Source organism: Candidatus Hydrogenedentota bacterium (assembly GCA_019637335.1).
Lineage (GTDB): Bacteria > Hydrogenedentota > Hydrogenedentia > Hydrogenedentales > JAEUWI01 > JAEUWI01.
The window spans coordinates 31,101-55,626 of record JAHBVV010000023.1 but is presented as its reverse complement, the minus strand read 5'-3'; the positions used below and the strand labels follow the sequence as shown (position 1 = coordinate 55,626).

16 protein-coding genes, 2 tRNA genes and 1 pseudogene are annotated in these 24,526 nt (G+C 62.2%); 8 read left to right on the top strand and 11 right to left on the bottom strand.

Going from position 1 to position 24,526, the window contains the following annotated elements; all coding sequences use genetic code 11:
- Positions 1-29: 29 nt before the first annotated feature.
- Positions 30-644, top strand: a complete 615-nt coding sequence (locus KF886_20150; protein MBX3179672.1) for a sulfotransferase family protein — start codon at positions 30-32, stop codon at positions 642-644.
- Between the two features lie 7 nt (positions 645-651).
- Here the strand turns inward: KF886_20150 and KF886_20145 are convergent, their stop codons facing one another.
- The gene (locus KF886_20145; GenBank protein MBX3179671.1) at positions 652-1,437 is read right to left on the bottom strand and encodes a helix-turn-helix domain-containing protein; all 786 of its coding nucleotides are present in this window, start codon (positions 1,435-1,437) and stop codon (positions 652-654) included.
- A gap of 571 nt (positions 1,438-2,008) precedes the next feature.
- Between KF886_20145 and KF886_20140 the strand changes: the two genes are divergently transcribed.
- Positions 2,009-3,043 carry a DUF1559 domain-containing protein gene (locus tag KF886_20140; protein MBX3179670.1) on the top strand — a complete coding sequence of 345 codons (1,035 nt, stop codon included), beginning with the start codon at positions 2,009-2,011 and terminating at the stop codon, positions 3,041-3,043.
- 219 nt (positions 3,044-3,262) lie between these two features.
- Positions 3,263-3,336: transfer RNA gene (locus tag KF886_20135), tRNA-Cys, on the top strand.
- 514 nt (positions 3,337-3,850) lie between these two features.
- Here the strand turns inward: KF886_20135 and rimK are convergent.
- Positions 3,851-4,756 (bottom strand): 30S ribosomal protein S6--L-glutamate ligase, encoded by a 906-nt coding sequence (gene rimK, locus KF886_20130; protein ID MBX3179669.1) that lies wholly within the window; start codon positions 4,754-4,756, stop codon positions 3,851-3,853.
- 530 nt (positions 4,757-5,286) lie between these two features.
- Between rimK and KF886_20125 the strand changes: the two are divergent.
- Both KF886_20125 and KF886_20120 read left to right on the top strand, forming a co-directional pair.
- Positions 5,287-8,313: pseudogene (locus tag KF886_20125) on the top strand (c-type cytochrome).
- A gap of 1,222 nt (positions 8,314-9,535) precedes the next feature.
- Positions 9,536-10,435 (top strand): polysaccharide deacetylase family protein, encoded by a 900-nt coding sequence (locus tag KF886_20120; GenBank protein MBX3179668.1) that lies wholly within the window; start codon positions 9,536-9,538, stop codon positions 10,433-10,435.
- A gap of 371 nt (positions 10,436-10,806) precedes the next feature.
- Here the strand turns inward: KF886_20120 and KF886_20115 are convergent, their stop codons facing one another.
- The 6 genes from KF886_20115 to KF886_20090 all read right to left on the bottom strand — a co-directional run bounded on the left by KF886_20115 (position 10,807) and on the right by KF886_20090 (position 16,001).
- Positions 10,807-11,493 (bottom strand): hypothetical protein, encoded by a 687-nt coding sequence (locus tag KF886_20115; GenBank protein MBX3179667.1) that lies wholly within the window; start codon positions 11,491-11,493, stop codon positions 10,807-10,809.
- Between the two features lie 291 nt (positions 11,494-11,784).
- Positions 11,785-12,150 (bottom strand): hypothetical protein, encoded by a 366-nt coding sequence (locus KF886_20110; GenBank protein ID MBX3179666.1) that lies wholly within the window; start codon positions 12,148-12,150, stop codon positions 11,785-11,787.
- Positions 12,151-12,341: 191 nt separating this feature from the next.
- Positions 12,342-13,502, bottom strand: coding sequence for a CinA family nicotinamide mononucleotide deamidase-related protein (locus KF886_20105; protein ID MBX3179665.1), 1,161 nt, complete (start codon positions 13,500-13,502; stop codon positions 12,342-12,344).
- 120 nt (positions 13,503-13,622) lie between these two features.
- Positions 13,623-15,074 (bottom strand): Glu/Leu/Phe/Val dehydrogenase, encoded by a 1,452-nt coding sequence (locus tag KF886_20100; protein MBX3179664.1) that lies wholly within the window; start codon positions 15,072-15,074, stop codon positions 13,623-13,625.
- Positions 15,075-15,110: 36 nt separating this feature from the next.
- Positions 15,111-15,509, bottom strand: coding sequence for a peptide-methionine (R)-S-oxide reductase MsrB (gene msrB, locus KF886_20095; GenBank protein ID MBX3179663.1), 399 nt, complete (start codon positions 15,507-15,509; stop codon positions 15,111-15,113).
- A 132-nt stretch (positions 15,510-15,641) separates the two neighbouring features.
- Entirely contained in the window at positions 15,642-16,001 is a 360-nt protein-coding gene (locus KF886_20090) for a hypothetical protein (GenBank protein ID MBX3179662.1), read from the bottom strand.
- A 368-nt stretch (positions 16,002-16,369) separates the two neighbouring features.
- On the opposite strand from KF886_20090, the gene KF886_20085 reads away from it, so the two are divergent.
- Positions 16,370-16,456, top strand: a tRNA-Leu gene (locus tag KF886_20085).
- A 238-nt stretch (positions 16,457-16,694) separates the two neighbouring features.
- Here the strand turns inward: KF886_20085 and KF886_20080 are convergent.
- Both KF886_20080 and KF886_20075 read right to left on the bottom strand, forming a co-directional pair.
- Positions 16,695-17,999, bottom strand: a complete 1,305-nt coding sequence (locus KF886_20080; GenBank protein MBX3179661.1) for an RNA-directed DNA polymerase — start codon at positions 17,997-17,999, stop codon at positions 16,695-16,697.
- Positions 18,000-18,418: 419 nt separating this feature from the next.
- On the bottom strand, positions 18,419-19,264 hold the full coding sequence (locus KF886_20075) for a hypothetical protein (protein ID MBX3179660.1): 846 nt from the start codon (positions 19,262-19,264) through the stop codon (positions 18,419-18,421).
- Between the two features lie 946 nt (positions 19,265-20,210).
- On the opposite strand from KF886_20075, the gene KF886_20070 reads away from it, so the two are divergent.
- Both KF886_20070 and KF886_20065 read left to right on the top strand, forming a co-directional pair.
- Positions 20,211-21,506, top strand: coding sequence for a PQQ-binding-like beta-propeller repeat protein (locus tag KF886_20070; GenBank protein ID MBX3179659.1), 1,296 nt, complete (start codon positions 20,211-20,213; stop codon positions 21,504-21,506).
- A 540-nt stretch (positions 21,507-22,046) separates the two neighbouring features.
- Complete coding sequence (locus tag KF886_20065) at positions 22,047-23,396, top strand: PQQ-binding-like beta-propeller repeat protein (protein MBX3179658.1); 1,350 nt, start codon at positions 22,047-22,049, stop codon at positions 23,394-23,396.
- Positions 23,397-24,020: 624 nt separating this feature from the next.
- Here KF886_20065 and KF886_20060 read toward each other — a convergent pair.
- Entirely contained in the window at positions 24,021-24,335 is a 315-nt protein-coding gene (locus KF886_20060) for an HPF/RaiA family ribosome-associated protein (GenBank protein ID MBX3179657.1), read from the bottom strand.
- Between the last annotated feature and the right edge of the window lie 191 nt (positions 24,336-24,526).

Below are 24,526 nucleotides of genomic sequence, written 5' to 3'. Positions count from 1 at the left end.
AGCCTTCGTCCCGGGAGTTCGACTTCGGAATGCAGCCCCCATCCAGCACGCCGCCGTACCGCGAACTTCGTGGCGGGGAGCGGATCACCGTTGTATCGGGATTGCCCCGATCCGGCACCTCCATGATGATGGCCATGCTGGGGGCCGGCGGCATGCCGCTGCTTATGGATGAATCTCGCCCGCCGGACATTAACAACCCGGGCGGTTATTTTGAGTATGCGCCGGCGCGCGCGATCGCGCGGGAGGCGTCGTGGTTGGAAACGGCGCGCGGCCGGGCCGTGAAGGTCATCTCATTACATCTTTTCGATCTGCCGCCTGATTTCGAATACGACATTGTGCTTATGGAGCGGAATCTCGGGGAGGTTCTGGCCTCGCAGCGGCGGTTCCGGGCCGGGCAGGGGGCGGCCCCCGCGGAGCACGGGGACGAGATAGCGCTGTTTGAAGCGCACCTGCGGCATTTGAAGGCATGGCTCGCGGCGCAGGCGCATATCCGCTTCCATCGGGCGGGGTATGGCGACGCGGTGCGGGATCCCCTCGGGTTTTCTTGTCGCGTGGCCGGGTTTCTGGAGCGCCCGCTTGATACGGCCGCGATGGCCGCGGCGGTGCGCCCGGCGTTGTATCGCCAGCGGGAGGTGGCTCTATGAATGGCGGCTACGACGCGGGGTCGGACTCGACCATGCGCGATTGCCGTATTTCACGGGCGCCGCGCCCGTACCGCGCTTTCAGGAGCCGGGAAAGGTGGTATTCGTTGGCGAAGCCCGCGCGCGGGGCGATTTCCCGCAGCGGCAGCGTGGTCTCCATGACGAGGCGGTGCGCGTAGTCGAGCCGGGCCTGGCGCACGTAGTCCATCGGGGTGCAGCCGGTGCGCGCGCGGAACATTCGGCTGAGGTGGAACTTGTTGAGCCCGCAGCATTCGGCGAGGCCGTCTAGGGTTATGGGTTCGGCGAGATTCTCCTGGACGTATTCGTAGAGCGGCGCGAGGACATCATCGGGCGGGCTGGTGGCGAGCCGGTGGAGTTCCGCCGCCAGCAATGCGACGCCGGCGTTCTGGAATTCGCCCCGCTGGCCGTATCGGGCGCGGTCTTCGGTGTAGAGCCATCGCGCGAGTTCCTGGAGCCTCCCCTGGCGGTCATGGAGGAGGATGGGCAGCTGCAGCGGGGAGTCATCCCACTCGAAATTGACGCAGAGAAACTCCAGCGGATCCGGCCCGGCCTGGCGCTCCTCGTGAAGGCAGGCGGGCGGATAGAGCAGCACGTTGCCGGGGCTGCAATCATAGGGCGTGCCCTCGACGACGGCGTGATCGGCGCCCCGCAGCACCACAACAATCTCGTGGAAATCATGCTTGTGCGCTCGCGGCCGCCACTCTGGACCGGCCTGCCAGCGCCGGATCGAGATGAATCGGGTGCGCGAGACGCCTATCGTGTCATGGTTGGACAAGGGGGCCTTGCTCCACGTTTCGACTGCCTGCCTGAGACTCTACGCTACCAACTACGCGCATTGGAATCAATAAAACCCTCCAGTGACCAAACGCACATCATACCCAAACGAAGTGCGCGTATACTCCGCCTCGGCAGCGGCAGGCTCGGCGCTTGCGGGGTATTGTGAACCGCCAAGCGGGCCGAGGCGGCGCGGATAAACTGTGCAAACTATGAAGAACGAGAATAGTCAATCGCAGACAAGATTGTCAATTCCGGCCATTGGTGAATTGCGTCGCTTACACTATGCTAACAAATGTGCTGTTGGGAATTCGGGATATTCGGGTTGTCGGTATCCCGGGGTCGTCGGGCGGCACGCCAGTTGAGTCGAAGAGTCAGGAGGAAACCGTATCGATTGATCTAACACGTATCAGCCCAATGAAGGCAGCCCGCAGCCAGTGGGCCGCGCCAGGCCGGCCTCGATCCGGCGGTAATGTCCACGTGTTGAAGACGTCCGAATCGCCTGCGACAGTACATTATACACAGTACCCTGAACACAAGTACATTTCACATCAAAAAGGAATTCTCACATCATGAAATCTCAGACACAGAAGGCGCGCCGCGGCGGGTTCACGCTTATTGAACTCCTCGTGGTGATCGCAATTATCGGCATTCTTGCGGCGATCCTGCTGCCGGCTCTGGCGCGCGCGCGCGAGGCGGCGCGGCGGGCGAGCTGCCAGAACAACCTGAAGCAGTGGTCGCTCGTGTTCAAGATGTACGCGAACGAGAGCCAGGGCGAACGCTTTCCGCGTCTGCTCAACCAGGCGTATGCGCGCAATGCGGCGTGCGAATGGCGTCCCGGCCGCGTTCGCGGCGGCGTGTGGATGCCGTCGGTTTATCCGGAATACGTGACGGATCTGAATCTCATCATCTGCCCCTCTTCGGTGAACGCCGCGGATGAGGCAGCTTCCCTGGTATGCCCGGGCGGCGCCTATTGCCAGAATGACTGCGTGACGGATCCGAACTATGGTAAACTTGACGTGGCGAAGGTCGGTAACGCCGAGCAGCACAGCTATTACTACTACGGCTATCTGCTTGACACGGACGGCGCGTGGGCCGCGTTCATGGTTTCCATGGACACGTATTCGCAGACGCGCCTTCCGATCGGCGGCGGGAATGTGACACCGTCGGATCCGAGTTTTCAGCAGTATCTCGATACGATGGACAACGCGCTGAACAGCGATTACAACCCTTTCAGCGTGATCCCGCAGGCGACGCTACAGACCACGGTAGACAATGCGGTTGCGGCGGCCAACGTGGGCGCCACGAGCCCGGTGGTGTCTGGCACGGCCGGCGGCACGACGTTCATGCGGTTGCGCGAGGGCGTGGAGCGCTTTCTGATCACGGATATCAACAACCCCGGCAGCAGCGCGAAAGCGCAGAGCGAAGTGCCGGTAATGTGGGACCGTTTCGTTATCAGCAATACGACTCAGCGTTACCGCGAGCGGTTCAACCACCTGCCGGGCGGTAATAACATCATGTTCATGGACGGCCACGTCGAGTTCATGAAGTACCCGCAGAACAAGTTCCCGACCAGCAAGGTACACGGGATCTTCGGCCGCATGTAATCGGTTGGCTGTAAGAGAAAGGTTCGGTACGGCGCGTCCGGCATCCTCTTCGGAGGGCGCCGGGCGCGCTTTTATTGGGGAGGATCGGGGGGCGGTGGCGGGAAGCGGTTGTGGCGACGGGCCAGGCAAGGATGCCTGACCTCCTGAAGGGTAGTTCAGGCCGATTTGCGATTGGGTTTGACTTGCCGGACGGCGCTGGACTATACTTCCCATCCCCGAGGCGGCATGGCCAAGTGGTAAGGCAGGGGCCTGCAAAGCCCTTACCCCCGGTTCGAATCCGGGTGCCGCCTCCATCTTTTCTCCCTCTCTCCGAAGCGCCTTCCTGGCCTCGCGTTTATGCGCGTTGCGGTACAGCCTTTCATGACGCATTGCGTCACCCGTTAAGGATTAAGATTGACGGCGGCTCCGCCGCCTGGCAGGCGGGGACGCCCACCACGGCGCGTCTTCGACCTGCGCTCCCAGCCTTTGACGCTTCCTTGGGGGAGATGTCGTAGTCTGGTTTGTATGAGGCAGTTGTGGTGATGCCGAGGCTTTTTTTCAGAGCAGGCTTTCATGACGCATTGCGTCACCCGTTAAGAATGAAAAACTGCCCCTGACTCCTGACTGTTGGCGCTTTACTGGAGTCTCGCACGCTCAAGCCTTCGCGGCGGAGCCGCGGAGCTTGAACGTGGCGCCCGTGGCGCCCTATGAAGTTTTCGTGGCAGTAACCCCGCCGTGCTCCCCGCTTTCGCCGCGTATCAGAACGGTGCTTCTTTTTGTGGGGCGCTGCGCGTTACCCGGTTGCGCGCCGCCGTTTCCGCCTTAGGCTTATCCGCGCCCCTTGGTGCCGGTTTTTCCGGGGCGCGCGTTCTCTTCGATGAACTTGATGATCGCGCTGGCGATGTCCTTGCCGGTGGCGGTTTCGATGCCTTCGAGCCCGGGGGAGGAGTTTACCTCCATCACGACGGGGCCGTGGTTCGAGCGGAGGATGTCGACGCCGGCGACGTTTAGCCCCATGACTTTGGCGGCCTGGCGGGCGACGGCGCGTTCCTGCGGGGTGATCTTTGCGAGGGAGGCGGTGCCGCCGCGGTGGAGGTTGGAGCGGAATTCTCCCGCCGCGGCCTGGCGTTTCATGGCCCCGACGACCTTGTCGCCTACGATGAAGCAGCGGATATCGGCCCCGTCGGCTTCCTTGATGAATTCCTGGACGAGGATATTGGCTTCGAGGCCGTAGAAGGCCTGGATGACGCTTTCGGCGGCCTTTTTGGTCTCGGTGAGGACGACGCCCATGCCCTGGGTGCCCTGGAGGAGCTTGACGACGAGGGGGGCTCCGCCGACCATCTCGATGAGGTCGGAGATATCGTCGGGTTCGCGGGCGAATCCGGTTACGGGCAGGCCGATGCCCTTTCGGGCGAGCAGCTGCATGGAGCGGAGTTTGTCGCGGGAGCGGGTAATGGCGACGCTTTCGTTGAGGGGGTATACGCCCATCATTTCGAATTGGCGGAGCACGGCGGTGCCGTAGAAGGTGACGGAGGCTCCGATCCGGGGGATCACGGCGTCGAGGTCGTCGATCGATTCCCCCTTATAGTGGACGGATTGATTGGTTGAGGCGATGCTCATGTAGCAGCGCTTGTGGTTGATTACGCGCATCTCGTGACCGGCCTGCCTACCGGCCTGCACGAGGCGGGCGGTGGAGTATATGCGGGGGCTGGTCGACAGGACACCGATCTTCATTGCGATCCTTTCCAGGAGGAACGAGGCGCGAGCGCCCGGGGTTTGCTGGGGAGTAGAAAATGATGCGCTGCATGGAGCCATGCCGCGAACCGCGCCGCTCCCGGTCACGTCTACTGCCTTCAGCGCCGGGAATGCCGGCGGCGCCGCGGGGTGTGCCTGGCTCGCGATATTCCCGCATAGTACCGATTTCCGGTATGCGCCGCAAGTCCGGGGGGGTGAAGGGTGAAGGGTGAAGGGTGAAGGGTGAAGGGTGAAGGGTGAAGGGTGAAGGGTGAAGGTGCGGCACGTCCGCCGCAGGCGGAAAGGGGGAAGGGGGAAGGGGGAAGGGTGGATGGGGATGGAGATGGGGATGGGGATGGAGATGGGGATGGGGATGGGGATGGGGATGGGGATGGGGATGGGTGGGATTTGCGGCTTGATTTCTTGCGGTCTTGCGGGGGTACACTGGCTACCGGCGCGTGGAGTGGCCCTGTCGCAGCGGTGGGGTTTTCCGGGCGCGCCGACAGGCGTCGCACCCGCAGGAGGGTCTTATGTTTGCAGTGTGCCGTGGATTGTCCTCGTTCGCCGCGCTTGTGGCGCTGTTGATTGGATTGGTGTTTTCGGCGCGGTCGGCGGCGCAGGGGTACGCGCCCGGGGAGGCGGCGTCGAAGATGTCCGTGCCGGACGGGCTTTCGGTTTCGCTGTACGCGGCGGAGCCGATGGTGCGGCAGCCGGTGGCGATAGAATTTGACGACCGGGGCCGGCTCTGGGTGGTCCAGTACCTGCAATACCCGAATCCGGAGGGGCTGGAGCGGGTTTCGGTGGACCGCTACTCCCGGACGACGTACGATCGCGTTCCGGAAGCGCCGCCGCACGGGCCGAAGGGGGCGGACCGCGTGACGATTCTGATTGACGCGGACGGGGATGGCGTTGCGGAATCCGAGAAGGATTTTGTGAGCGGGCTGAACCTGGCGTCGGGGCTGGCGTTCGGCTATGACGGCGTCTTTATACTCCAGGCTCCCTATCTGCTGTTCTATCCGGATCGTGATCGTGACGATGTGCCCGACAGCGATCCGGAGGTTTGTCTGACTGGATTCGGGATGGAGGACGCGCATTCGGTGGCGAATTCGCTGACCTGGGGGCCGGACGGCTGGCTGTATGGGAACCAGGGGAGCACGGTGACGGCGAATATCCGGGGGATCGAGTTCCAGCAGGGCGTGTGGCGTTACCACCCGCGGACAAAGGCGTTCGAACTGTTTTGCGAGGGCGGCGGAAACATGTGGGGGCTGGACTTCGACGCGGACGGGCAACTCCTGGCGAGCACGAATTTCGGGCCGTATATCATGATCCACGGGATCCAGGGGGGCTATTACTGGAAGAGCTTCGGGAAGCACGGCGACCTGCACAATCCGTTTACGTATGGCTACTTCGATCACGTAACCCACCACGACGCCACCGGCGGCCACGTGGCGGTGGGCGGTCACATCTACCGGGGCGGGGCGCTCGGCGCGCCGTATGCCGGGAGCTACGTGGCGGCCAATCTGCTGTCGCACACGGTGTACTGGCACACGGTGACCCCGCACGGGGCCACGTTTGAGTCGATACATGGCGGCACGGTGCTGGACAGCAACGACACCTGGTTTGCGCCGAGCGATCTGACGACGGGCCCGGACGGCGCGCTGTACGTGTGTGACTGGCACGACGCGCGGATGGCGCATCCGGATCCGGACGCCTCGTGGGACAAGTCGAACGGGCGCATCTACCGGATCGCGCCGGAGAACCATCCCGTGAGTCCGGCGTTTGATCTGCGCGAGTATGACAACGCGGCGCTGGCGGAACTGCTGGGCCACGAGAATGCGTGGTTTGCCCGGCGCGCGCGCGTGTTGCTCGCCACGCGCAACACGGATGACATTGCGCCCGCTCTGGCGCGGCAGGCCGACGAGCGGGGCGATCGCGAGCGGGCCCTGGAGAGCCTCTGGGCGCTTTACGCGAGCGGGCAGCTCGAAGAACGCCACCTGGTGAATCTTCTCGACGACGATGATTATGCGTTCCGGCTTTGGGGTGCGCGTCTGCTGGCGGATCACGGGGCGCCGTCGGCTGAAGCGTCGGCCGCGGTATCGGCGCTCGCGGCGCGGGAATCGGACGTGCGCGTGCAGGCGCAGCTTGCCGCGACGGCGCAGCGCCTGGCGCCGGGGTCGGGGCTTGCGACGGTGTCCGGCCTGCTGGCGGGGGCATCGGATACCGACGACCTGTTTGTTCCGCTGCTGGTCTGGTGGGGGCTGGAGAAGCACGCCGCGCAGGCGGGCGAACACCTTGATGCCCTGCTTGCGGCGCGCGGTCCGCTCGCGGATACGTTTGTGCTGCCCCGTCTGGTGCGTCGGTTGGTGGCGGAGGGTGCGCCCGCGTGGGACGATGTCTGCGCGCGGCTGCTCCGCGAAAGCGAGCCAAGCGGCCGGCTGGAGACCCTGCTCGCGGCGATTCCGCCGGGCCTGGCGGACCGGGAGGGCCGCGCGGCGAGCGACATGCGCGGGGCGCTTTACGATCAGTTTTCCGAGGCCGCGGTGGAGGACACGCCCGCGCGGCGGCAGGCCGCGGCGCTTTCGCCGGCGCTTGAGGGGTATTTAATCGCCCTGTGGGAGAACGCGCCGGACGACGCGGGCCGGCTGGCGATTGCGGCGCAGCTGGGGCATGCGCCCGCGCTCGAGGCCGCGCTCGCGGCGGTGCGCAATCCGGCGGCGTCGGAGGAAACTCGGCGCACGCTGCTGGACACGGTTTCGCGCGCGGCGGGGGACGCGATGGCCGAGGAACTGCTCGCCATTACGGTGGCGGACGGCTCGCTGGCGCTTCGGGGCGCGGCGCTGGACGCGCTTCGCCGCGTGAACGAGCCGGAGGTGGGCGCGGCGCTAGCCGAGGCGTATCCGGCGTTGCCGGCGGGGTTGCAGGGGCCGGCGCGCCAGGCGCTTCTGAGCCGCGCGGCGTGGACGGGGAGCTTTCTGGCGCTGGTGGAGCGCGGGTCGGTCCGGGCGGAGGACGTGCCCGTTTCGGAGTTGCGCCGGGTGGCGCAGCACGGGGACGCGGCGCTGGACGCGCTGGTGCGGAAACACTGGGGCAGCGTCAGCGGCGGCACGCCGGAGTTTCTGCTGGCGGAAATGCGCCGGCTGAACAACGACCTGCGCGCGAAACCGGGCGACCCGGTGAGGGGCGCGGCGGTGTATGCGGCGAACTGCGCGCAGTGCCACGCGTTCTTCGGTCAGGGTTTCACGGTGGGTCCGGACCTGACGCAGAGCAACCGGATGGACACGGAGTACATGCTGGGAAGCATCGTGAATCCGAACATGGTGGTGCGGAAGGAGTACGTGCAGTTCCTGGTGGAAACGTCGGATGGCGGGTTCTACAACGGTATTGTATCGGAGCGCAGTCCGGGCAGCGTGACCCTGTTGAACGCCAATGGCGCGACGACGACGATCCCGATGGGCGATGTGGAAGAGATCCGCGAGGCGGGGATTTCGCTAATGCCCGAGGGGATACTCGGCGCGCTCAGCCCGGACGAGGTGCGGGATTTGTTTGCGTACTTGCAGGCGCCGGAACCGTCGGCGCACGCGGGTGGGCCCACCTCGGGACGTTCGGAACTCCAGAATGAAGACACGATCCGGGGTGCGGCGCCGGTTTATCACAATACCCTGACAAAGCTGGGGGATCCGCCGCCGATCCTGGCGGATTTCCCGCAGTATGTGCAACCGGTGATCGAGGAGACGCGCTACGCGGCGCCGGCGCTGGTGAAGGACGCGGGCGCGGACCTGCACGTGCGCGCGTGGCGCTTTTCCTACAACGCGCGCGGGATCATCGAAATGCCCAACCACCTGCGCGCGAAGGAGACGGCGATTGTGGTGGTGCACCCGTGGGCGATCGACGACGACCAGGGCTGGCGCACGCCGGAGCCGGCGGGCGTGGCGGATTTCTGCACGCCGACGAAGAACCACATCTCGCACTTGCACATCCGGGACGTGCTGAATCCTTTCCTGAAGCAATGGCGGGAGAAGGTGGGGATGGTGGTGTACAGCCAGCGGGCGGACGAAAAGCCGGTGCTGGCGAAGATCTACCGGACGATCCGGAAGAGTCCCACGCCCGAGGAGCGCGCGGAGGGAAAGAAGGAACTTGCGGCGATATTGAATGGGTTTGACTACAACGCGGGGGACCTGCCCGAGACGCTGATGCTCGGGGACGACCTGCCGGTGGTCGACTACTTCAAGCAGTTTCCCGGCCTGGATTCCGGCGATCACTACAACGGCCCGGGCTTCTGGGAGCTTCCGGTGCCGGTGGTGGACACGATCGAGGTGGATCCGAACGATGTGGTGCACTACGACGCCGACGGCTATCCGGCGATCCGGGACTTTCTAAAGGAACACGGGATCCGCCATATTCTGCTTACGGGCTACGCCACGGATATGTGCTACAAGAGCACGACCTGCGGCTACGACAACTTTTCGAAGGACTTCAATGTGTTCCTCGTGGGCGATGCGACGCTGGCGACGTTTCCTGCGAACAGTTCGCCGGCGTATGCGACGAACGCGGCGATTTCGTTTGCGAGCTTGAACCAGCTGATAACGCAGGTTTCGTGGATCAGGGGTGCGGACGGCGAGGCGGAATAAGGGACTACAGGGACTGCAGGGACTACAGGGACTACAGGGACTACAGGGACTACAGGGACTACAGGGACTACAGGGACTACAGGGACTACAGGCGCGGGCCGGGAAATCCACTGGGCCTGGGTCGCGCGTGTTGCGCCAGGAGGACTATCGTATGGACAGACGGACGTTTCTCTCGATTGGCGGCGCGGCCGCCGGGGTTGCCGTGGCCGGAAGCGCCGCGGGCGAGGCCGCGGGCCCGTGGAAGGGGGGCAAGAAGTGGGTGTATTCGATCACCTATGACGAGGGGTGCGAGGATCTGCTGCGCTATACGGTTTCCATCCATCGGGAATTTGGCATACCGGGACACGTGGCGCTGGTTTCGTCGCAGCTTGGGGTGAAGCGGGACGTTCCGGGGAGCAGCTACGACGGGATGATGATCCTGAGCCCGGGGCAGATGCGGGATTTGATTGCGGAGGGCTGGGGGGCGTCGTGCCATTCGATGACGCACGTGGGTGTGACGGCGGAGAACGCGGCGGTGGAGGTGGCGGAGGCGCGGAAGGTGCTGGCGGATGCGCTGGGCGTTGAGATACCGATTTTCACGGTGCCCGGGAGCAACCACGGGCACCCGCCCTCCATTGCGGCGGCGCCGGGGGCGGGCTATCACGCGATATTCACCATCTACGACTGGGTGAATACGTTTGACACCGATCTACTTTGGTTGGGTCGCTGCCCGCTGCACACGGCCTATCCCGGGCCTTTTTATTCCGTGTTCGATCCGTGGAAGCGCCTGCAGCAGGCCCGCGCGCTCCATGGCTGGGTGGTGGACTACTGCCATTCGCCGATGCCGGGAACGCCGATACACCCCGCGAAGGACTGCACAACGGAGGAGTTGCGCGCGCGGTTCGCGGCGGTACAGGAACTCGGCGGAGACGATGTGTGGCTCGCGGAGCCGAACGAGGTGGTGGCGTACGTTCTGGAGAACGAAGAGGCCACGCGGCGGCGCGCCGCCAATGCGCACGGGCTGAACCAGGTGCACGACACAGAGATGCGAGCGCTTTACGGCGCCGTGTAGCGGGCGGATAGAATGGGTGCAGTTCTGATATTACCGATTGGCGAGCACGTGCAGTTGCCGATTCCAATTAGCGCCTTGTAACCCGCTCCAAATTTTATGGTACGGGCTTTCAGCCCTGGCCAAATCTTTTCGCCATTTACCTGGGCCTTTGGCCCAGGCTGGTATGGGTGGCGCCTTTGGCGCCAAAGATGGTCCTGTTTTTTTTCAGGGCCGAAGGTCCGATCTATACCAGCATGGGGCGTTGCCCCATGAATCGAGGGACCAAACTTGTGAAGGGCTGAAAGCCCGCACCATCGATCGGCCAAACGAATCATCGGTCAGCGCTTCACGCCAATAGTATGCAAACGACTCCGCCGCGGTGGACGCGTCCGCTATTCCGCGGGCGTGTGTAGCGTCCCACGAATTTCCACGTTGTCGAAGTGGCCCGTGTCGTCGAAGGAGCCGAGACCAATGCCGCCGTGGAGAAAGGTGGTGTCCACGGTTTCCATGACGGGCTCGTCCATGTTGTTGAAGTAGACCTTGATCGTGCCGGCCTTTGTGTCGCGCGCGATGCGGATGCGGTGATAGCCGTCGGCCCAGTCGGTGCCGGTGGTGCGTTTCTGGGCGATGCTCACGCGGGGTTCGCCGTTGACCAGGAAGATGGAGTTGGCGTGATCGTCGGCGACGCTAGCGAGGTGCACGTAGTAGAAGTGGGCGGGGCCCTGGTAGCCGAAGAAGAAGCAGAGATCGCGGTGGCCGTATTCGCGGCCGGTCTGTTTCGCTTCGACGTCGAGGACGAAATCCGTGACCTCGAGATCGGCGATGCGGGCGATGTTGAGCGGGGAGCGCACGGGGGGCTCGTATTTGCTCTGCGCGACGAGGGCGAGTCTTCCGTCGCCCTCTTCCTGGATAATGGTCCAGGCTTCGGGGTCGGTCATGGTCCAGGCGGCGAGGTCGCCGGAGAAATCGGCTTCAAAGACGACGGGCATGCCTGCGTCCCCGTCCTTTTCGCCGGTTGCGACGGCGGGGAAGAGGGAAGCGATCAGGAGGGCGAAGGTGGCGACACGGCGCGCGGGCATGGCAAGACCCTTTCTCGATTTTCGTTGGGTTCAGCGTTCGGATTTAACGAAGCGCCAGTGTAGCGAAAATCGAGTGGGTATACAACGCGGGGCGGGTACAGCCGTTTATGGCGCGTTGCGTCACCCATTAAGGATGAAAATGGACGGCGGCTTCGCCGCCTGGCAGGCGGGGACGCCTGCGCTCCCAGCCTTTGCCAATTCCTTTCCAGAGATTCTGTGTTCTGGTTTGTGTGAGGCGGTTGTGGTGATGCTGCGACGTGTAATTTCAGAGCAGGCTGAGAATAGTGCGGATTAGCGCAGGCCAGGCAGATTCGGCGGCGGATTGGGGCCGAGATGGTAGATGGCGACGCTGACCAGGCCGGCCTGGGCGTCCAGTGAGCGCATAGCGGCGAGGGAGAGGTCGGCGACGCGGTCTTTGACGAAGGGGCCGCGGTCGTTCAGGCGGCAGACGACGGAATTTCCGTTTTCGGCCACGAAGAGGTAGAAGTCGCCAAATTCGCCATCGGGCAGGGCGCAGGTGAGGAGGTCATCCCGCATGGGTTCGCCGGAGGCGGTGATTCCGCTGCTGCTTGCGACGGTGTAGTAGGAGGCGACGCCAACGGCTTGCGGCTGAACGGGTTGCTGCGACAGAATCATCAGCGCAATTAACTCAAACATGTGTTGCTTTGCTCCGTTTTGAAACGGTTTGTCTTGTGTCGGATCGAAGGATTGTTTCGAATCCGCTCAAATTCGCTACGCAATCATTGTTTGCAATAGTGCGAAGTAAGAAAAGTGCGGGGCGATGCGATGCCCGGAGGGAAGGGGGCTATCGCGCGGTGATTAAGGTTCACCCCATGGGAACGGCCAGGTTACTGCAAAATAAGATGCCGTCGTAATTGCTCCAGTATGCTCACTGTGAGTCGGACCTGGGCGCGTATACCGCTACCCGCCACAGGCAGGTCCCAAGTAGTGTGCTCCCCGGGGGTAATGAAGAACACCCGGGCGGTCGCATCGACCGCGCTGTACGTGCACACCAACGCAGCTATAGCCCCGGATCGTAGCATATGATTGCGGCCGAGGTCAACGAAATTTTCGGTATTGTACTCGCGTGATCCGGGTCCGAGGATGACGCCCTCGGTGACGCGGGCAGGATCGGCGAGGAGCAAACGCTGCGCTATCATACCTCCAGTGAAGGTTTCTATAACAGAAATGGTGTGGCCGCGATCGCGCAGCAGGCCGGCGGTTTTTTCCTCGAGGGTGTCGTCGCCCTCGCCCATGATCTGTCCGGGCAGGCGATCGTACACGGCGCGCGCGACGGGCTCGATGAGGGCGCGGGCCTCGTTCTCGGTGGGGGCCTTTGCGGTGAGGCGGATGCGCACGAACTCCGGCGACGCGAGGAGGCCGATGGTGGGGTTGGAATGGGCGTTCATGAGGTCGCCGATTTCCGCGTCGATGCGGGATTCGCCGACGCCACAGACCTTGAGTACACGCGAGTAGAGCACGCCTCCGATGCCGAAGCGTTTCTTGAGCCAGGGGAGCACGCGCTCGACGAGCATGGGCTTGAGTTCGTGGGGGACGCCGGGCATGCAGATGATGATGCCGCGCGGATCTTCCACGATGAGTCCCGGGGCGGTGCCGTGGGGGTTTTCGATGGGGATGGCGCCTTCGGGGAGGGCCGCCTGCTTTTTGTTGTTCTCGGTGGGGGCGCGCTGGAGGACAGCGAAGCGTTCGAGGATGGCGCCGTACAATTCCGGGCGGAAGACGAGCGGGCGGTCGAGCAGCGCGGCGATGGACTCGCGGGTGATGTCGTCTTCGGTTGGGCCGAGGCCGCCGCTGCAGAGGATGACATCGCTGCGGGTGAGGCCGGCGTCCAGCGCGCCGAGAATTCGCGCGCGGTTGTCGCCGACGGTGGTTTTCTGGAAACAGTCGATGCCGTGTTCGGCGAGGACCTGGGAGATCCAGGTGCTGTTGGTGTCTTGTATCTGGCCGAGCAGGAGTTCGGTGCCGATCATGAGCAATTCGGTTTTCATTCGCGGGTCTTTCGGGCGCGGGGATATCGCGCCGATATGGGGGAAAGGGGTGCGCGCGGCGTAGCGCGCGCCGGTGCATTGTAGCCCAGGGGGCAGGCCGGTCGCGAAACACCGGTGGGGTTACACGCCCATCTCCATGTTCGCCCGGGCGATGCGCTCGATGGCGAGGCGATAGGCGGCGGTTCGGAGATCGGGGATGTCGTCGTGGACGCGATAGACCTCGCGAATTTGCTGGTAGGCGTCGCGCATGGTGTCGTCGAGGCCGGAGCGCACGAGATCGAGCTCGTCGGCCCCGTGTCGGATGCGGCGGGCGAGGTAGGCCGGTACTTCCTTGCCGGTCAATTCCTCGAGCGCGGCGACGACGTGCCCGCCGCGGGCCTCATCGGCTCGGCGGCCCAGACGGCCGAGCCGGATGTGGGAAAGGTTCTTGATCCATTCGAAGTAGGAGACGACGACGCCGCCCGCGTTCAGGTAGATGTCGGGGATGATGGTCTTGCCGTGTTTCTGGAGGATTTCGTGGGCGCGGTAGGTAATGGGGCCATTGGCGGCCTCCGCGATCAGGGGGGCCTTGATGCGCCCGGCGTTTTCCGCGGTGATCTGTCCCTCCATGGCGGCGGGGATCAGGATGTCGCACTCCTCTTCGAGCAGGGCGGGATTGGCGGGCATCGCGGTTCCCTCGTCGAAGCCATCGAAGGAGCCGTGTTCGCGGAGCCAGCGGTGGGCGGCTTCCACGTGGATGCCCTGGGGGTTGACGAGGGCGCTATTGTGCTCAAGTATGGCGACGATGCGGGCGTCGTCCTCCTCCTGGAGGAGTTTGGCGGCGGGGTAGCCTACCTTTCCGAGGCCCTGGATAATGATGCGTTTTCCGGAGAGGCCCCCTTCGAGGCCGGCTTCCTTGACGTCTTCCGGATGGCGGAAAAACTCGCGAAGGCCGAGCTGGACGCCGCGGCCGGTGGCTTCGCTTCGGCCGGCGATGCCGCCCTGGCTCACGGGCTTTCCCGTGACGCAGGCTATCGCGTTGATGTCGGTCGGGTCCATGCGCCGGTATTCGTCGGCCATCCAGGCCATCTCGCGCTCGCCGGTGCCGATGTCCGGCGCGGGCACGTTGAGGCTGGGGCTGATGTATCCCTTTTTCGCGAGTTCCCGGGCGAAGCGGCGCGTAATGCGCTCAATCGCGCTGGCGTCGAATTCTTTGGGGTTGATGCGCAGCGCGCCCTTGGCGCCGCCAAAAGGAACATCCACAATAGCGCATTTATAGGACATCAGCGCGGCGAGGGCTTCGACCTCCTCCTGGTCCACCTGGGGGGCGTAGCGAATGCCGCCCTTGACGGGTAGGTAGTGCTCGCTGTGGACGACACGCCAGCCGGTGAAGACGCGGTAGCCGTCGCGGAAGCCGATGGGGAAGCGGACCATGAAGACGGAGGTGCAGAGTTTTATTTTCTCGCCGAGCCCCGGGGGGAGGTCGAGGGTCTTTTCGGCCAGGCCGTAATACCGGTTGACACCATCGAGGAAGCTTATTTCACTCACGTGCGGATCTCCTGGTAGAGGGGGGCTGGGGCCCGGTGCGGGCATCATAGGGGATGGCGGCGGGGAACGCAAGCGCCGGGATCAGGACTCGGGATCGAGCACCAGCGAGGCCGAATTGATGCAGTAGCGCAGGCCGGTCGGAGCCGGGCCATCGGGGAAGACATGGCCCAGGTGTCCGTCGCAGCGGCTGCAATGGACCTCGGTGCGGCGCATGCCGAAGCTGGTGTCTTCCTCGCGCTCGACGGCCTGCTCGGAAACGGGCTGGTAGTAGCTGGGCCAGCCGGTGCCGGAGTCAAACTTGTGGTCCGAGTGAAACAGGGGCTGCCCGCAGCAGGCGCACTGGTACACCCCCGCGCTCTTCTCGTCGCAGTAGGCCCCGGTAAAGGCGCGTTCGGTGCCCTTGAGGCGGGTGACGCGGTACTGCTCCGGGGTCAATTGGGACTGCCACTCGGTATCGCTCTTAACGATTTTTTCGGTCATCGGGATCGGTTTTCCTGTGCGCCTGCCCTGCGCCGGGGTCCGGCCCGACGAACGCCCGCCGGCCCATCCCGCGCGATGGGGATGAGCTTAACGCCCCGCCGCCGGCAATGCAACCGCACCCGGATGGGACGATCAGCCGTCCAGCGCCTGCGCCCCGGCATCCTGCGCCACCGGAACGAGGCTCACGAGAATCTTCGCGCGGTGGTGGTTGCCGTCGCGGCAGCAGCCGCGGGATTTCTCGTGGCCGCAGTGGCAGCGGACCTGCGCGAGGAACTCGTACCCCTCCGATCCATGGTAGTAGACCGTGGCGAGGGGGAATTTTTTGCAATACTGCTCAATAACGCGCCCCGCGTCCTTGACGTGGCACACGGTCTGTTCGACGTGGTCGCGGTATTGGTAGGAGATTTCCATCTCGCGCCCGGGGAAGTCCCCCATAAGTCCGGCTCCGACATAGGAGGCGGCTTTCCAGGATTCTCGAAACTTCTCATGCATACACAAAGGCCCTCTAACCAGGCGCCCGTCCCGCAGTCCCGCTATCAAGTACATCCCCATTCTGCCACAGAAGTTCCGGAATGCCTAGCAAAAAAGTAACAATTCGGGCTGGCGCGGGCGCTGTCCGGAAATCGAACGGCGTACCGGGCGTCGATTTGCCGGAATTGAAGGAAAAGCCGTAAATTGCGGGGCCGGGAGGCGTTGGCGCCGAATGGTGGCGGCGGGTCTTGCGGCGGAGGCCCCGGCCCCGGAATCAACGCAGGCGCCCCGCAGTTGCGCCGGTGGCGGGGCCTGCGCTATAGTCCGCGCGCAACCCCCTCGACGCTGGGAAATCGAAGGATTTTACCGGCGTCTGCGGGGTTCATCCCGGGCGAGTGGTGAAATCGGCAGACACGACGGACTTAAAATCCGTTGCGCGCAAGCGCGTGCGGGTTCGATTCCCGCCTCGCCCACCATTGAAAATAAAGGCGATCCTCGAATTTGCGGGGATCGCCTTTTGCGTTGGCGGGAAGGCGTAATAGCAAATTAAGGACAAATGGCGTCGATCGGGCGGCCTGGCATGCGGCTAAACGCTTGCTTTTGAAAAACTTCGCTCTCAAAATACACTTGTTCTCACCGGTCAGTCGCGCCAGGCTTTCGAAGGTCGTAGTCGAATGGTCGAAAACAGAAATCATTCGCTTTCCAAATGTCGGTTCAGTAAGACTGTTCAAGCAATGTCCCCATATCGAGGACGACCTCATCGTCGATGTCATAGGCGTGCGCAAGAAGCTCGTCATGCCTTCGGCACTCTCCGAAACCATGAAGGGTAATCAGTTCACCAAAGTAAGTAGACGACGGTCCGGGTCCCGTTATTGAATGTCCTTTCCATGCGCAGAATTGCTCCATTTCACTGGCGTCGACAGGTGAACTTCCATCAATCGAAAAACCGTGTGCGACGAAAACGGCCCGCGCTTGGCGAGAGGCATCCGTCCAGTCGTCCAACGTACACTTCAACGGCGGACGCGACGATAACAATGCCTGGGCGACCGAGTGAGCCGCATTGGCTCCATATGGAAGCAAGTTGCTAATGTCCCTTCTGTCAAGCGCATCAAACACGGCGGAGTAGAGTGCCATTTCAGGCAGCGCCGCGAGTGATGTCGCAATGTGTCTGAGCTTCTTCGGCGACGCCAAGTAGATGAGTCGACTGCATAGGCGGCGTAGGCGGTGGATCCGGCGTTTTCGCTCAAAGCCCTCTAAGGTATCGGATCCATTAATCGCTGTCTCAAAATCGCCTTCATAACGCGATCTGAGTTCAATGGCTTCTACTATAAGGTCGTGAGGATTCAGGTTGCGCAGAATAGACTGGTACCAGCGCTTCAGATGAAGCTCATAAAACCGTCGAATAAATCTTCTCTCTCGAACCGCGTCTGAATAGTTCAACGGAGAAATGCGAAAACCGTTGACTTCGAGATTGTCTTTCAGGGTTTTCGCCAATGCCGGTTTAGTAATCAGTAGTTGCTTCATTCCTCCGACAAAGGTCATCCAGGAAACTGGATGATGCTCATTCATAAAGTCATCCGCACCGACCAGCCAATCACGGGTGGATACCTCAAGCCTCTTGTCTCTGTTTACGCTCAATCCGATATCATCGAGCAGATCAGCTAAGCGCTTTTCCGCATCGATCACTGCTCGACGTTTTCCAACCAATGCGAAATCATCTACATACCGAAAGTATCCGTCCGGCAGTATCTGGCGCATTTCAGAATCGATGTTTCTTAGGACGAGATTTCCTACAACATGAGAAAACATCGGCCCGGTTAAGATACCATGTGCGTTCGAGTCCTCTACAGCGCTATGGTTGTCGAGCAATCGCTGACCAAGACGCTCAGCTAGGCCCGGGAGCTGACACGACTTCGCTGTATCATGCCATGCCTGTCTCGCGGTTTCGGCAGGAATAGACGGGTAAAACTTTCTTATATCGGTATATACGACAATGCCATTCTTGAGGGAACGTGCCATGCGGGCAATTTCCGCATGTCGCTGACGAAATCCCTCAAAGTAGGGAACGAAAATGCCCCGCCGATCGTTTCCTCGGGCGAGTTGGTAGCTGTATACTGACGGGGAATTCCCGAATGCACCTTCGGCCTCCGCACATGTCCATAGGAGTGCTGTCTCCGCAAGAATCTCATTGGGGCTAGGTATATGGAGTACCCGATAACGAAATCCGCGGCTTTCTTCGTCGTGTTCTTTGAAGTGATATGACGTGTGGTAATTGGCTTTCGACTCTCGTCCGGAAAGCGTGGATGCGACATCAGTGGCCCAAATGTCACGGCGAGAGCAGCACGGATCAAGATAAATTCGAGCCCCGAGGAACCCAATAATATCCCGTCTGCGATATTGATTTACGGCGCGCGCGGCGAGTGTCTCTGGAGCGCCTTTCAATTTTCACCAACTTCTAATCGAATTACGCTGGAACGCACGCGTGTAGTTCCGAGCTTAGTGATGGGGTGCATATAGTTCACCTTTGTTTGTAGCGCCCCGTCTGCATGGGTACTGATATCTTTCCTAATGAGGCGCGGAACCTTATTCTGAAACCAAGAGATCAGCTTATCCAAGAACCTAGAAGCCTTTGTGGTTTGTGGTTCGACCCATAGTACCTTGGCCTGCCGCATGGACGCCCAGCGAAATACTTCACCCAGACGTTCTTCTGCCCTTTTGAAGCGAGTGTCGTCGCCGAGAAAATCGGAGAAATTGGTGACTAGAACGAATCGCTCGTCGCAATCATCTATCCAGCGAATCCAAGCATCAATTAAGGCAGTATTTGACAGAGAATCTTGAACGTCCCACGATTCAAATCTCTGGTGGACATGAATCCCCTGTTTCTCCAGCGAATCTCGGACTTTGTCCATTAAAATACTTGCGTAGCTTCGTGCAAGGTCTGATATATCAGCGGACAAAATCCATACGTAGAGCGGTTGGCGTGGAACGACTCCCGACTCGCGTAAGGCAGCGAGTGTCGCGAGTAGACTTATTGAACTGGCACACGCGCCACACGGAATGTCGAGCAATCCAATCCGGCCGCCAGAGAAGGATGTGAGTAGCACGTCTGAAGCCGCGCCGAGCTCGCTCCAAGGATCAAGCAATACTGCTTGAATACGCGCTGAAGACGTTGGGAATCTGGTCGCAAAATGCTCTTTCGTATGCTCATCCTTTATCCCTCCTACCGCACCGTCACCCGGTGTCTTGGCAAATGCCATACTGTACAGATTATTTTCTTTAAGCATGTCGCAGTATTCTTTGGACAATTGATCGGGAATTCGAAGTGCCCGAGCAATACTGTCCCAAACACAACCTGGGAGATCAGAGCTTCTCAATATTTTCTGGTTCAACGGTATCCAATCCAAGTCGACCTATACCGACCAAGTCGAAACACTTTCATCACCTCGTCGCCGAGGTGATTGATTGTCTTCAGCGCTATCCTACCACATTCAAGACCTCCGAAAAATCAAGTGGGCCGCGTTGTTAATTTGAGGTTGCGATTCGCGTGATCGGCTTATTCGGGGGTGTTCTGGCCGATGGGTCTGGTGTGTGGGAGGTTTCGCATCCACTCGGGGTATCTTCGGCCCGCATTGCGCGGGTGTCGCGTGCTCCTGTATGGGCCGCCTCCGAGGGGGATGCTACGCTTTGAAGTTGTTTGCGATATCGCCAACTATCCATGCACCTTTGGTGCATGGGGGCAGGCGGGGACGCCTGCGCTCCCAGCCTTGCTCGCGTTCGCTGCCGTTTCGGGCATCGATGGTCGGGTCCCCGCGGTGCATCATACCGCAAGTTTTTGTCCGTCGTCGTATTTGGAATTGGCGGGGCTTTTGTGGACGGTGATTGGCGATTTTGCCGGTCCCTATTGCAATCGGGTTCTTGGGACGCCGGGATTCTATTCCATACCAGCCATGCCCGGTGAAGACCGAAGCGGGCATTGCCGCAGGGAATGCCCGCGATCCTACCGCCGAGCCACCTCCCGAATTGTTGAGGCACTGTTCCCTGCTTCAGGCGGTTAAAATGTTACCGAAAAGAAATGTCTCCGCCACCGCGTTTGGATATCGGTGACTGATACAACTTTCGCGCGGCGGCAAGGGGATGGTGCAGAATGGTTCTGCGGGCGCTGTGCCCGCCGGGAGTTTGCCGATGCGATGGGTGTTTTCGGATACGCGTGTGCCGTGGATAGGCGCTCTTATGTCGCTCTTCGCCTGTTCGTCCGTGGCGCATGCGGAGGCGGTGTGGCCGTCGTGGCGGGGGCCGATGGGTACGGGGTCGGGTTTGGGGAATCCGCCGGTGACGTGGAGCGAATCGGAGAATGTGAAGTGGAAGGCGCGGCTTTCGGGGTCGGGGCAGTCGACGCCGGTGGTTTGGGGGGATCGGATATTTTTTCTGGCGGTGGCGTCGACGGATGAGGGGGCGTATGCGACGGGGCGTCCGGACGCGACGGAGCAGCCCCGGGGAATTGACCCGCCGCCGCGCGCGTTGCCCGAGGTGGCGCTGGATTTTCAGGTGGTGTGTCTGGATCGGGCGACGGGCGGGGTGGTGTGGATCCGGACGGCGGCGTCGGCCATTCCGCACGCGCTGCACCATCCGGCGGGCAGTTATGCGCCGCATTCGGCGGTGACGGATGGGGAATACGTCTGGGCGGGTATCGGTTCGCGGGGCTTGTATTGTATCGATGTGGAAGGGAACCCGCAGTGGGGGCAGCCGCTGGACCCCATGCGGGTGAAGTTCGATTTTGGCGAGGGGAGTTCGCCGGTGCTTGCGGGTCCGGTGGTTGCGGTGGTGCAGGATCACGAGGGCCCATCGCGGATTCACGCGTTTGACAAGGACACGGGGGAAGTGCGCTGGCGGCGGGAGCGGGACGAGGGGTCTTCCTGGTCGACGCCGGTGGCGGTGGAGGTTGGGGGCCGGTGGCAGGTGGTGACGGCGGCGACGAACCGTATTCGGTCGTATGACGCGGTGACGGGCGAGATCGTGTGGGAAACTGACGGGCTGACGAACAACACGATCCCGTCTCCGGTACCCGGCGATGGCGTGGTGTACTGTTCGAGCAATTTCAAGCAGTTTTCGATGAAGGCGATTGCGCTGGGTCATGCGGGGCTGCTGGATGGGCCGCCGGGGGTGCTCTGGACACTGGAGGAGGCGACTTCGTATATCGCCACGCCGGTGCTTGCCGATGATCGGCTGTATTTTGTCGAGGATATCAAACCGTTGCTGTCGTGCGCCGATGCGCGGACCGGGGCGTTGCTTTACACCCGGCAGCGGCTGCGCGGGTTGCGTCAGATCTTCGCGTCGCCTGTGGCGGCCGGCGGACGAATTTATATTGTGGATCGCGGCGGCGCCACGGCGGTGGTCGCCCAGGCGGACCACTTTGAAATCCTCGCGGTCAATCGGCTGGACGACGGTTTCGACGCGTCCCCGGTGGTTGCGGGGGACAGCCTGTTGCTGAAGGGTCACAACTACCTGTATTGCATCGCATCGGAATAAGGGCGCATTCCCGGCGCGGATTGAATTCGGGTAAAAATTCAGCCGTCTGAAGCAAGGAAGATTTTGAACCACGAATGAACACGGGGCAGCCTTGGGCCGCAACCAAAGAAATGATCACCACGAAGGGCGCGAAGGCCACGAAGAGAAACGGAGAAGGGTTTTAACCGCAGAGAACGCAGAGAGCGCATAGGGTGATTTCCTGTACGCAGATGGATTCGGTGGATGATCGAGAGCGCATTTTTAACCACGAATGAACTCCAATGCACACGAATGCATTGGGATGAATTAACTGTGCGGATCCGCGCGCAACCTTGAGAAGACTCCTTCGTTGGGACGAAAGGGTTGATCTATGTTCTCCGCGGCCAATCAGATTTCTCGCTTCCTGGATGCGGGCCTGGGTATAGGCCGGCTTCATGAACTGAATCTCGATTTCATATTCGTGTGAAATCGTGTCCATTCGTGGTTAGACTGCTACTCAACTTCAGACGGCTAAAGTGATACGAATTCGGAAGGCGCTGCTAGCGTCACGAGGAGCATGAGATGGATTGGTCCCGATTGTTTTCAGCGGCATGGCTTGCGGTGCTTGCGATAGCGGGTATGGCCCCGGCGGAGCCGCACTGGCCTTCGTGGCGGGGGCCGGACGGAACCGGGGTGGCGCCGGGGAATCCGCCGGTGACGTGGAGCGAATCGGAGAATATCCTGTGGAAGGTTCCGCTTGCGGGTACCGGCCAGTCGACGCCGGTGGTGTGGGGGGATCGCATTTACCTTCTGGAGGCGGCGTCGGCGGAGGAGTCGGCGCAACCGACGGTGCGCCCGGACGCTTCCGATCAGCCCCGGGGCCAGGGGCGTCGGCTGACGCTGGAGAAGCCGGAGGCCGCGTTTAACTTCAACGTGGTGTGTATCGATCGCGCGACGGGGGCGACGGTCTGGACGCGGACGGTGGCGACGGCGACGCCGCACGAGGGCCACCACCGCGCGGGGAGCTTCGCGGCGTATTCGGCGGTGACGGATGGGGAGATGGTGTGGGCCGGCTTTGGGTCGCGCGGGGTGTACGGGTTGGATAGGACGGGGAACGTGGTCTGGGGGCAGCCGCAGGACCCGATGACGATGAAATCAAACTTCGGAGAGGGCAGCTCGGTGGCGCTGGTGGGGGATTGCATCGTGGCGGTGCAGGATCACGAGGGTCCTTCAAAGATACGGGCGTACGACAAGCGCACGGGCGAACTCCGCTGGGAGCGGGACCGCGACGAGACCACGTCGTGGTCGACGCCGGTGGGGGTGGAGGTGGATGGCGCGTGGCAGGTGGTGACGAACGCGGGCAACCGGATCCGCGCGTACGACGCGGTGACGGGGGAATTGGTCTGGGCGTGCGGCGGGATGACGCAGAATGTGATTCCAACCCCGGTGGTGGGGCATGGCCGGGTCTATTGCGCGAGCGGGTTCTTCGGATCGGCGATGCGCGCAATCGCGCTGGGGCATTCGGGCGATCTGACGGATTCGCCGGCGGTGGCGTGGCGTCTCGACGAGGCGACGCCGTACGTGCCGACCCCGCTGCTCTATGGCGACCGGCTGTACCTGGTGGAGGACATCAAGCCGTACCTTTCGTGCGTGGACGCGCATACGGGGCGGTTGATCTACACGGGGCAGCGTCTGGAGGGGCTGCGGCAGACGTATGCGTCGCCCGCGGGGGCGGCGGGCCGGATCTACGTGCCGGACCGGAGCGGGAAGACGGCGGTTGTGGCGCATGGGGACGCGTTTGAATTGCTGGCGGTGAATTCGCTGGAGGATGGGTTTGACGCGTCGCCGGTGATCGTGGGGGACACGATTCTTTTGAAGGGGAACCGGTTTCTTTATTGCATTGGGGCGGCGGGGGGAAGCGGGGGCGGGTGAGGTTTGGGGCTTGCGGGACCGGATTGGGAGCGACAAAGCGCACAGGGCAGCCATTGGCCGCAACCGGGGAATTGATCACCACGAAGGACACGAAGACCACGAAGGGAAAGAGAGACGAAGTTTTAACCGCAGAGAACGCAGAGAGCGCATAGGGTGATTTCTGGTGCGAGGATGGTGTGGGTGGTTGAGCGGGGGCATTTTTTTATCCACGAATGAGGACCAATGCACACGACTGCATTGGGAGTAGGCGCGGGCGGCGATCAGGATTTTTTGCCCACGGATTTCACGGATGACACGGATAGAGAATTATTTCGGTCGTCCGGGTATGCAGGGAGTTGCGTGTCATGTCCGACGCAGCGTATCGCACGCTGCAACGCCTCGCCATGTTGGGGGGTGTCTGGCGACTTGAGGTTGGCGAGATTCGGGGTTGTGAGAGAGGGCGCCGGGGGGGCGTGGTGGTTTGGGCTCACGTTGCCGCGGACAGGAATGTCCGCGATCCTTTGCGCCTTTCGGCGCGGTGGACAGCCGGGACGGCTATCCTACTTTGCCGTGGACACGACTGCCAGGGATCCTCCGTTGCGTGAGCGGGGTTTCGCGAGGTGATTTGGTTGGCGTGTTGGGGTGTTACTTGTCGCGTTGTTTGCCGAGGGTGCTTGAGATCTGGCGGGCGAGTTTTTCGGCGGCGCCGTTGACGGCGGCGTCAATCGTGCCGGCGTTGTGGCTGGCGGCGAGGGGCTTGTGGCCTTCGAGGCGGGCTTCGATGACGCACCGCTTGTCGTCGGTTCCGGGCTTGCGCGCGTTTTCGTCGCTGACGTGGACTTCGACGCGTGTGATTCGATCGCGGTTGTGGGCGAGCGTGTCTTCGACGGTCTCGGCGATGCGCGCGGCCAGGCCTTCGTGGCCGGCGATGTGGTTGTCGGTGTTTACTTGAATCTGCATGGCTTGGGTCCTTCCTGGGTCTTGGGGCGGTGGCGATTCGTGCCTGGATTGATTGTATATCACCGGGCGGGTGCGGGGAAACGTGTGTGCGGTAAGAGGCGGGTGGATTGCAGGGACTACAGGGACGGCAGGGACTACAGGGACGGCAGGGACGGCAGGGACGGCGGACGGTAGGGACTACAGGGACTACA

Bases quoted from the DNA above. Each gene is read 5' to 3' on its own strand.
- KF886_20065 (MBX3179658.1), top strand. From the start codon at position 22,047: ATGGATTGGTCCCGATTGTTTTCAGCGGCATGGCTTGCGGTGCTTGCG.
- KF886_20140 (MBX3179670.1), top strand. From the start codon at position 2,009: ATGAAATCTCAGACACAGAAGGCGCGCCGCGGCGGGTTCACGCTTATT.
- KF886_20080 (MBX3179661.1), bottom strand. From the start codon at position 17,999: ATGGCACGTTCCCTCAAGAATGGCATTGTCGTATATACCGATATAAGA.
- KF886_20110 (MBX3179666.1), bottom strand. From the start codon at position 12,150: ATGTTTGAGTTAATTGCGCTGATGATTCTGTCGCAGCAACCCGTTCAG.
- msrB (MBX3179663.1), bottom strand. From the start codon at position 15,509: ATGACCGAAAAAATCGTTAAGAGCGATACCGAGTGGCAGTCCCAATTG.
- KF886_20115 (MBX3179667.1), bottom strand. From the start codon at position 11,493: ATGCCCGCGCGCCGTGTCGCCACCTTCGCCCTCCTGATCGCTTCCCTC.
- KF886_20090 (MBX3179662.1), bottom strand. From the start codon at position 16,001: ATGCATGAGAAGTTTCGAGAATCCTGGAAAGCCGCCTCCTATGTCGGA.
- rimK (MBX3179669.1), bottom strand. From the start codon at position 4,756: ATGAAGATCGGTGTCCTGTCGACCAGCCCCCGCATATACTCCACCGCC.
- KF886_20105 (MBX3179665.1), bottom strand. From the start codon at position 13,502: ATGAAAACCGAATTGCTCATGATCGGCACCGAACTCCTGCTCGGCCAG.
- KF886_20100 (MBX3179664.1), bottom strand. From the start codon at position 15,074: ATGCCCGCACCGGGCCCCAGCCCCCCTCTACCAGGAGATCCGCACGTG.
- KF886_20150 (MBX3179672.1), top strand. From the start codon at position 30: ATGCAGCCCCCATCCAGCACGCCGCCGTACCGCGAACTTCGTGGCGGG.
- KF886_20060 (MBX3179657.1), bottom strand. From the start codon at position 24,335: ATGCAGATTCAAGTAAACACCGACAACCACATCGCCGGCCACGAAGGC.
- KF886_20075 (MBX3179660.1), bottom strand. From the start codon at position 19,264: ATGCTTAAAGAAAATAATCTGTACAGTATGGCATTTGCCAAGACACCG.
- KF886_20070 (MBX3179659.1), top strand. From the start codon at position 20,211: ATGTCGCTCTTCGCCTGTTCGTCCGTGGCGCATGCGGAGGCGGTGTGG.
- KF886_20120 (MBX3179668.1), top strand. From the start codon at position 9,536: ATGGACAGACGGACGTTTCTCTCGATTGGCGGCGCGGCCGCCGGGGTT.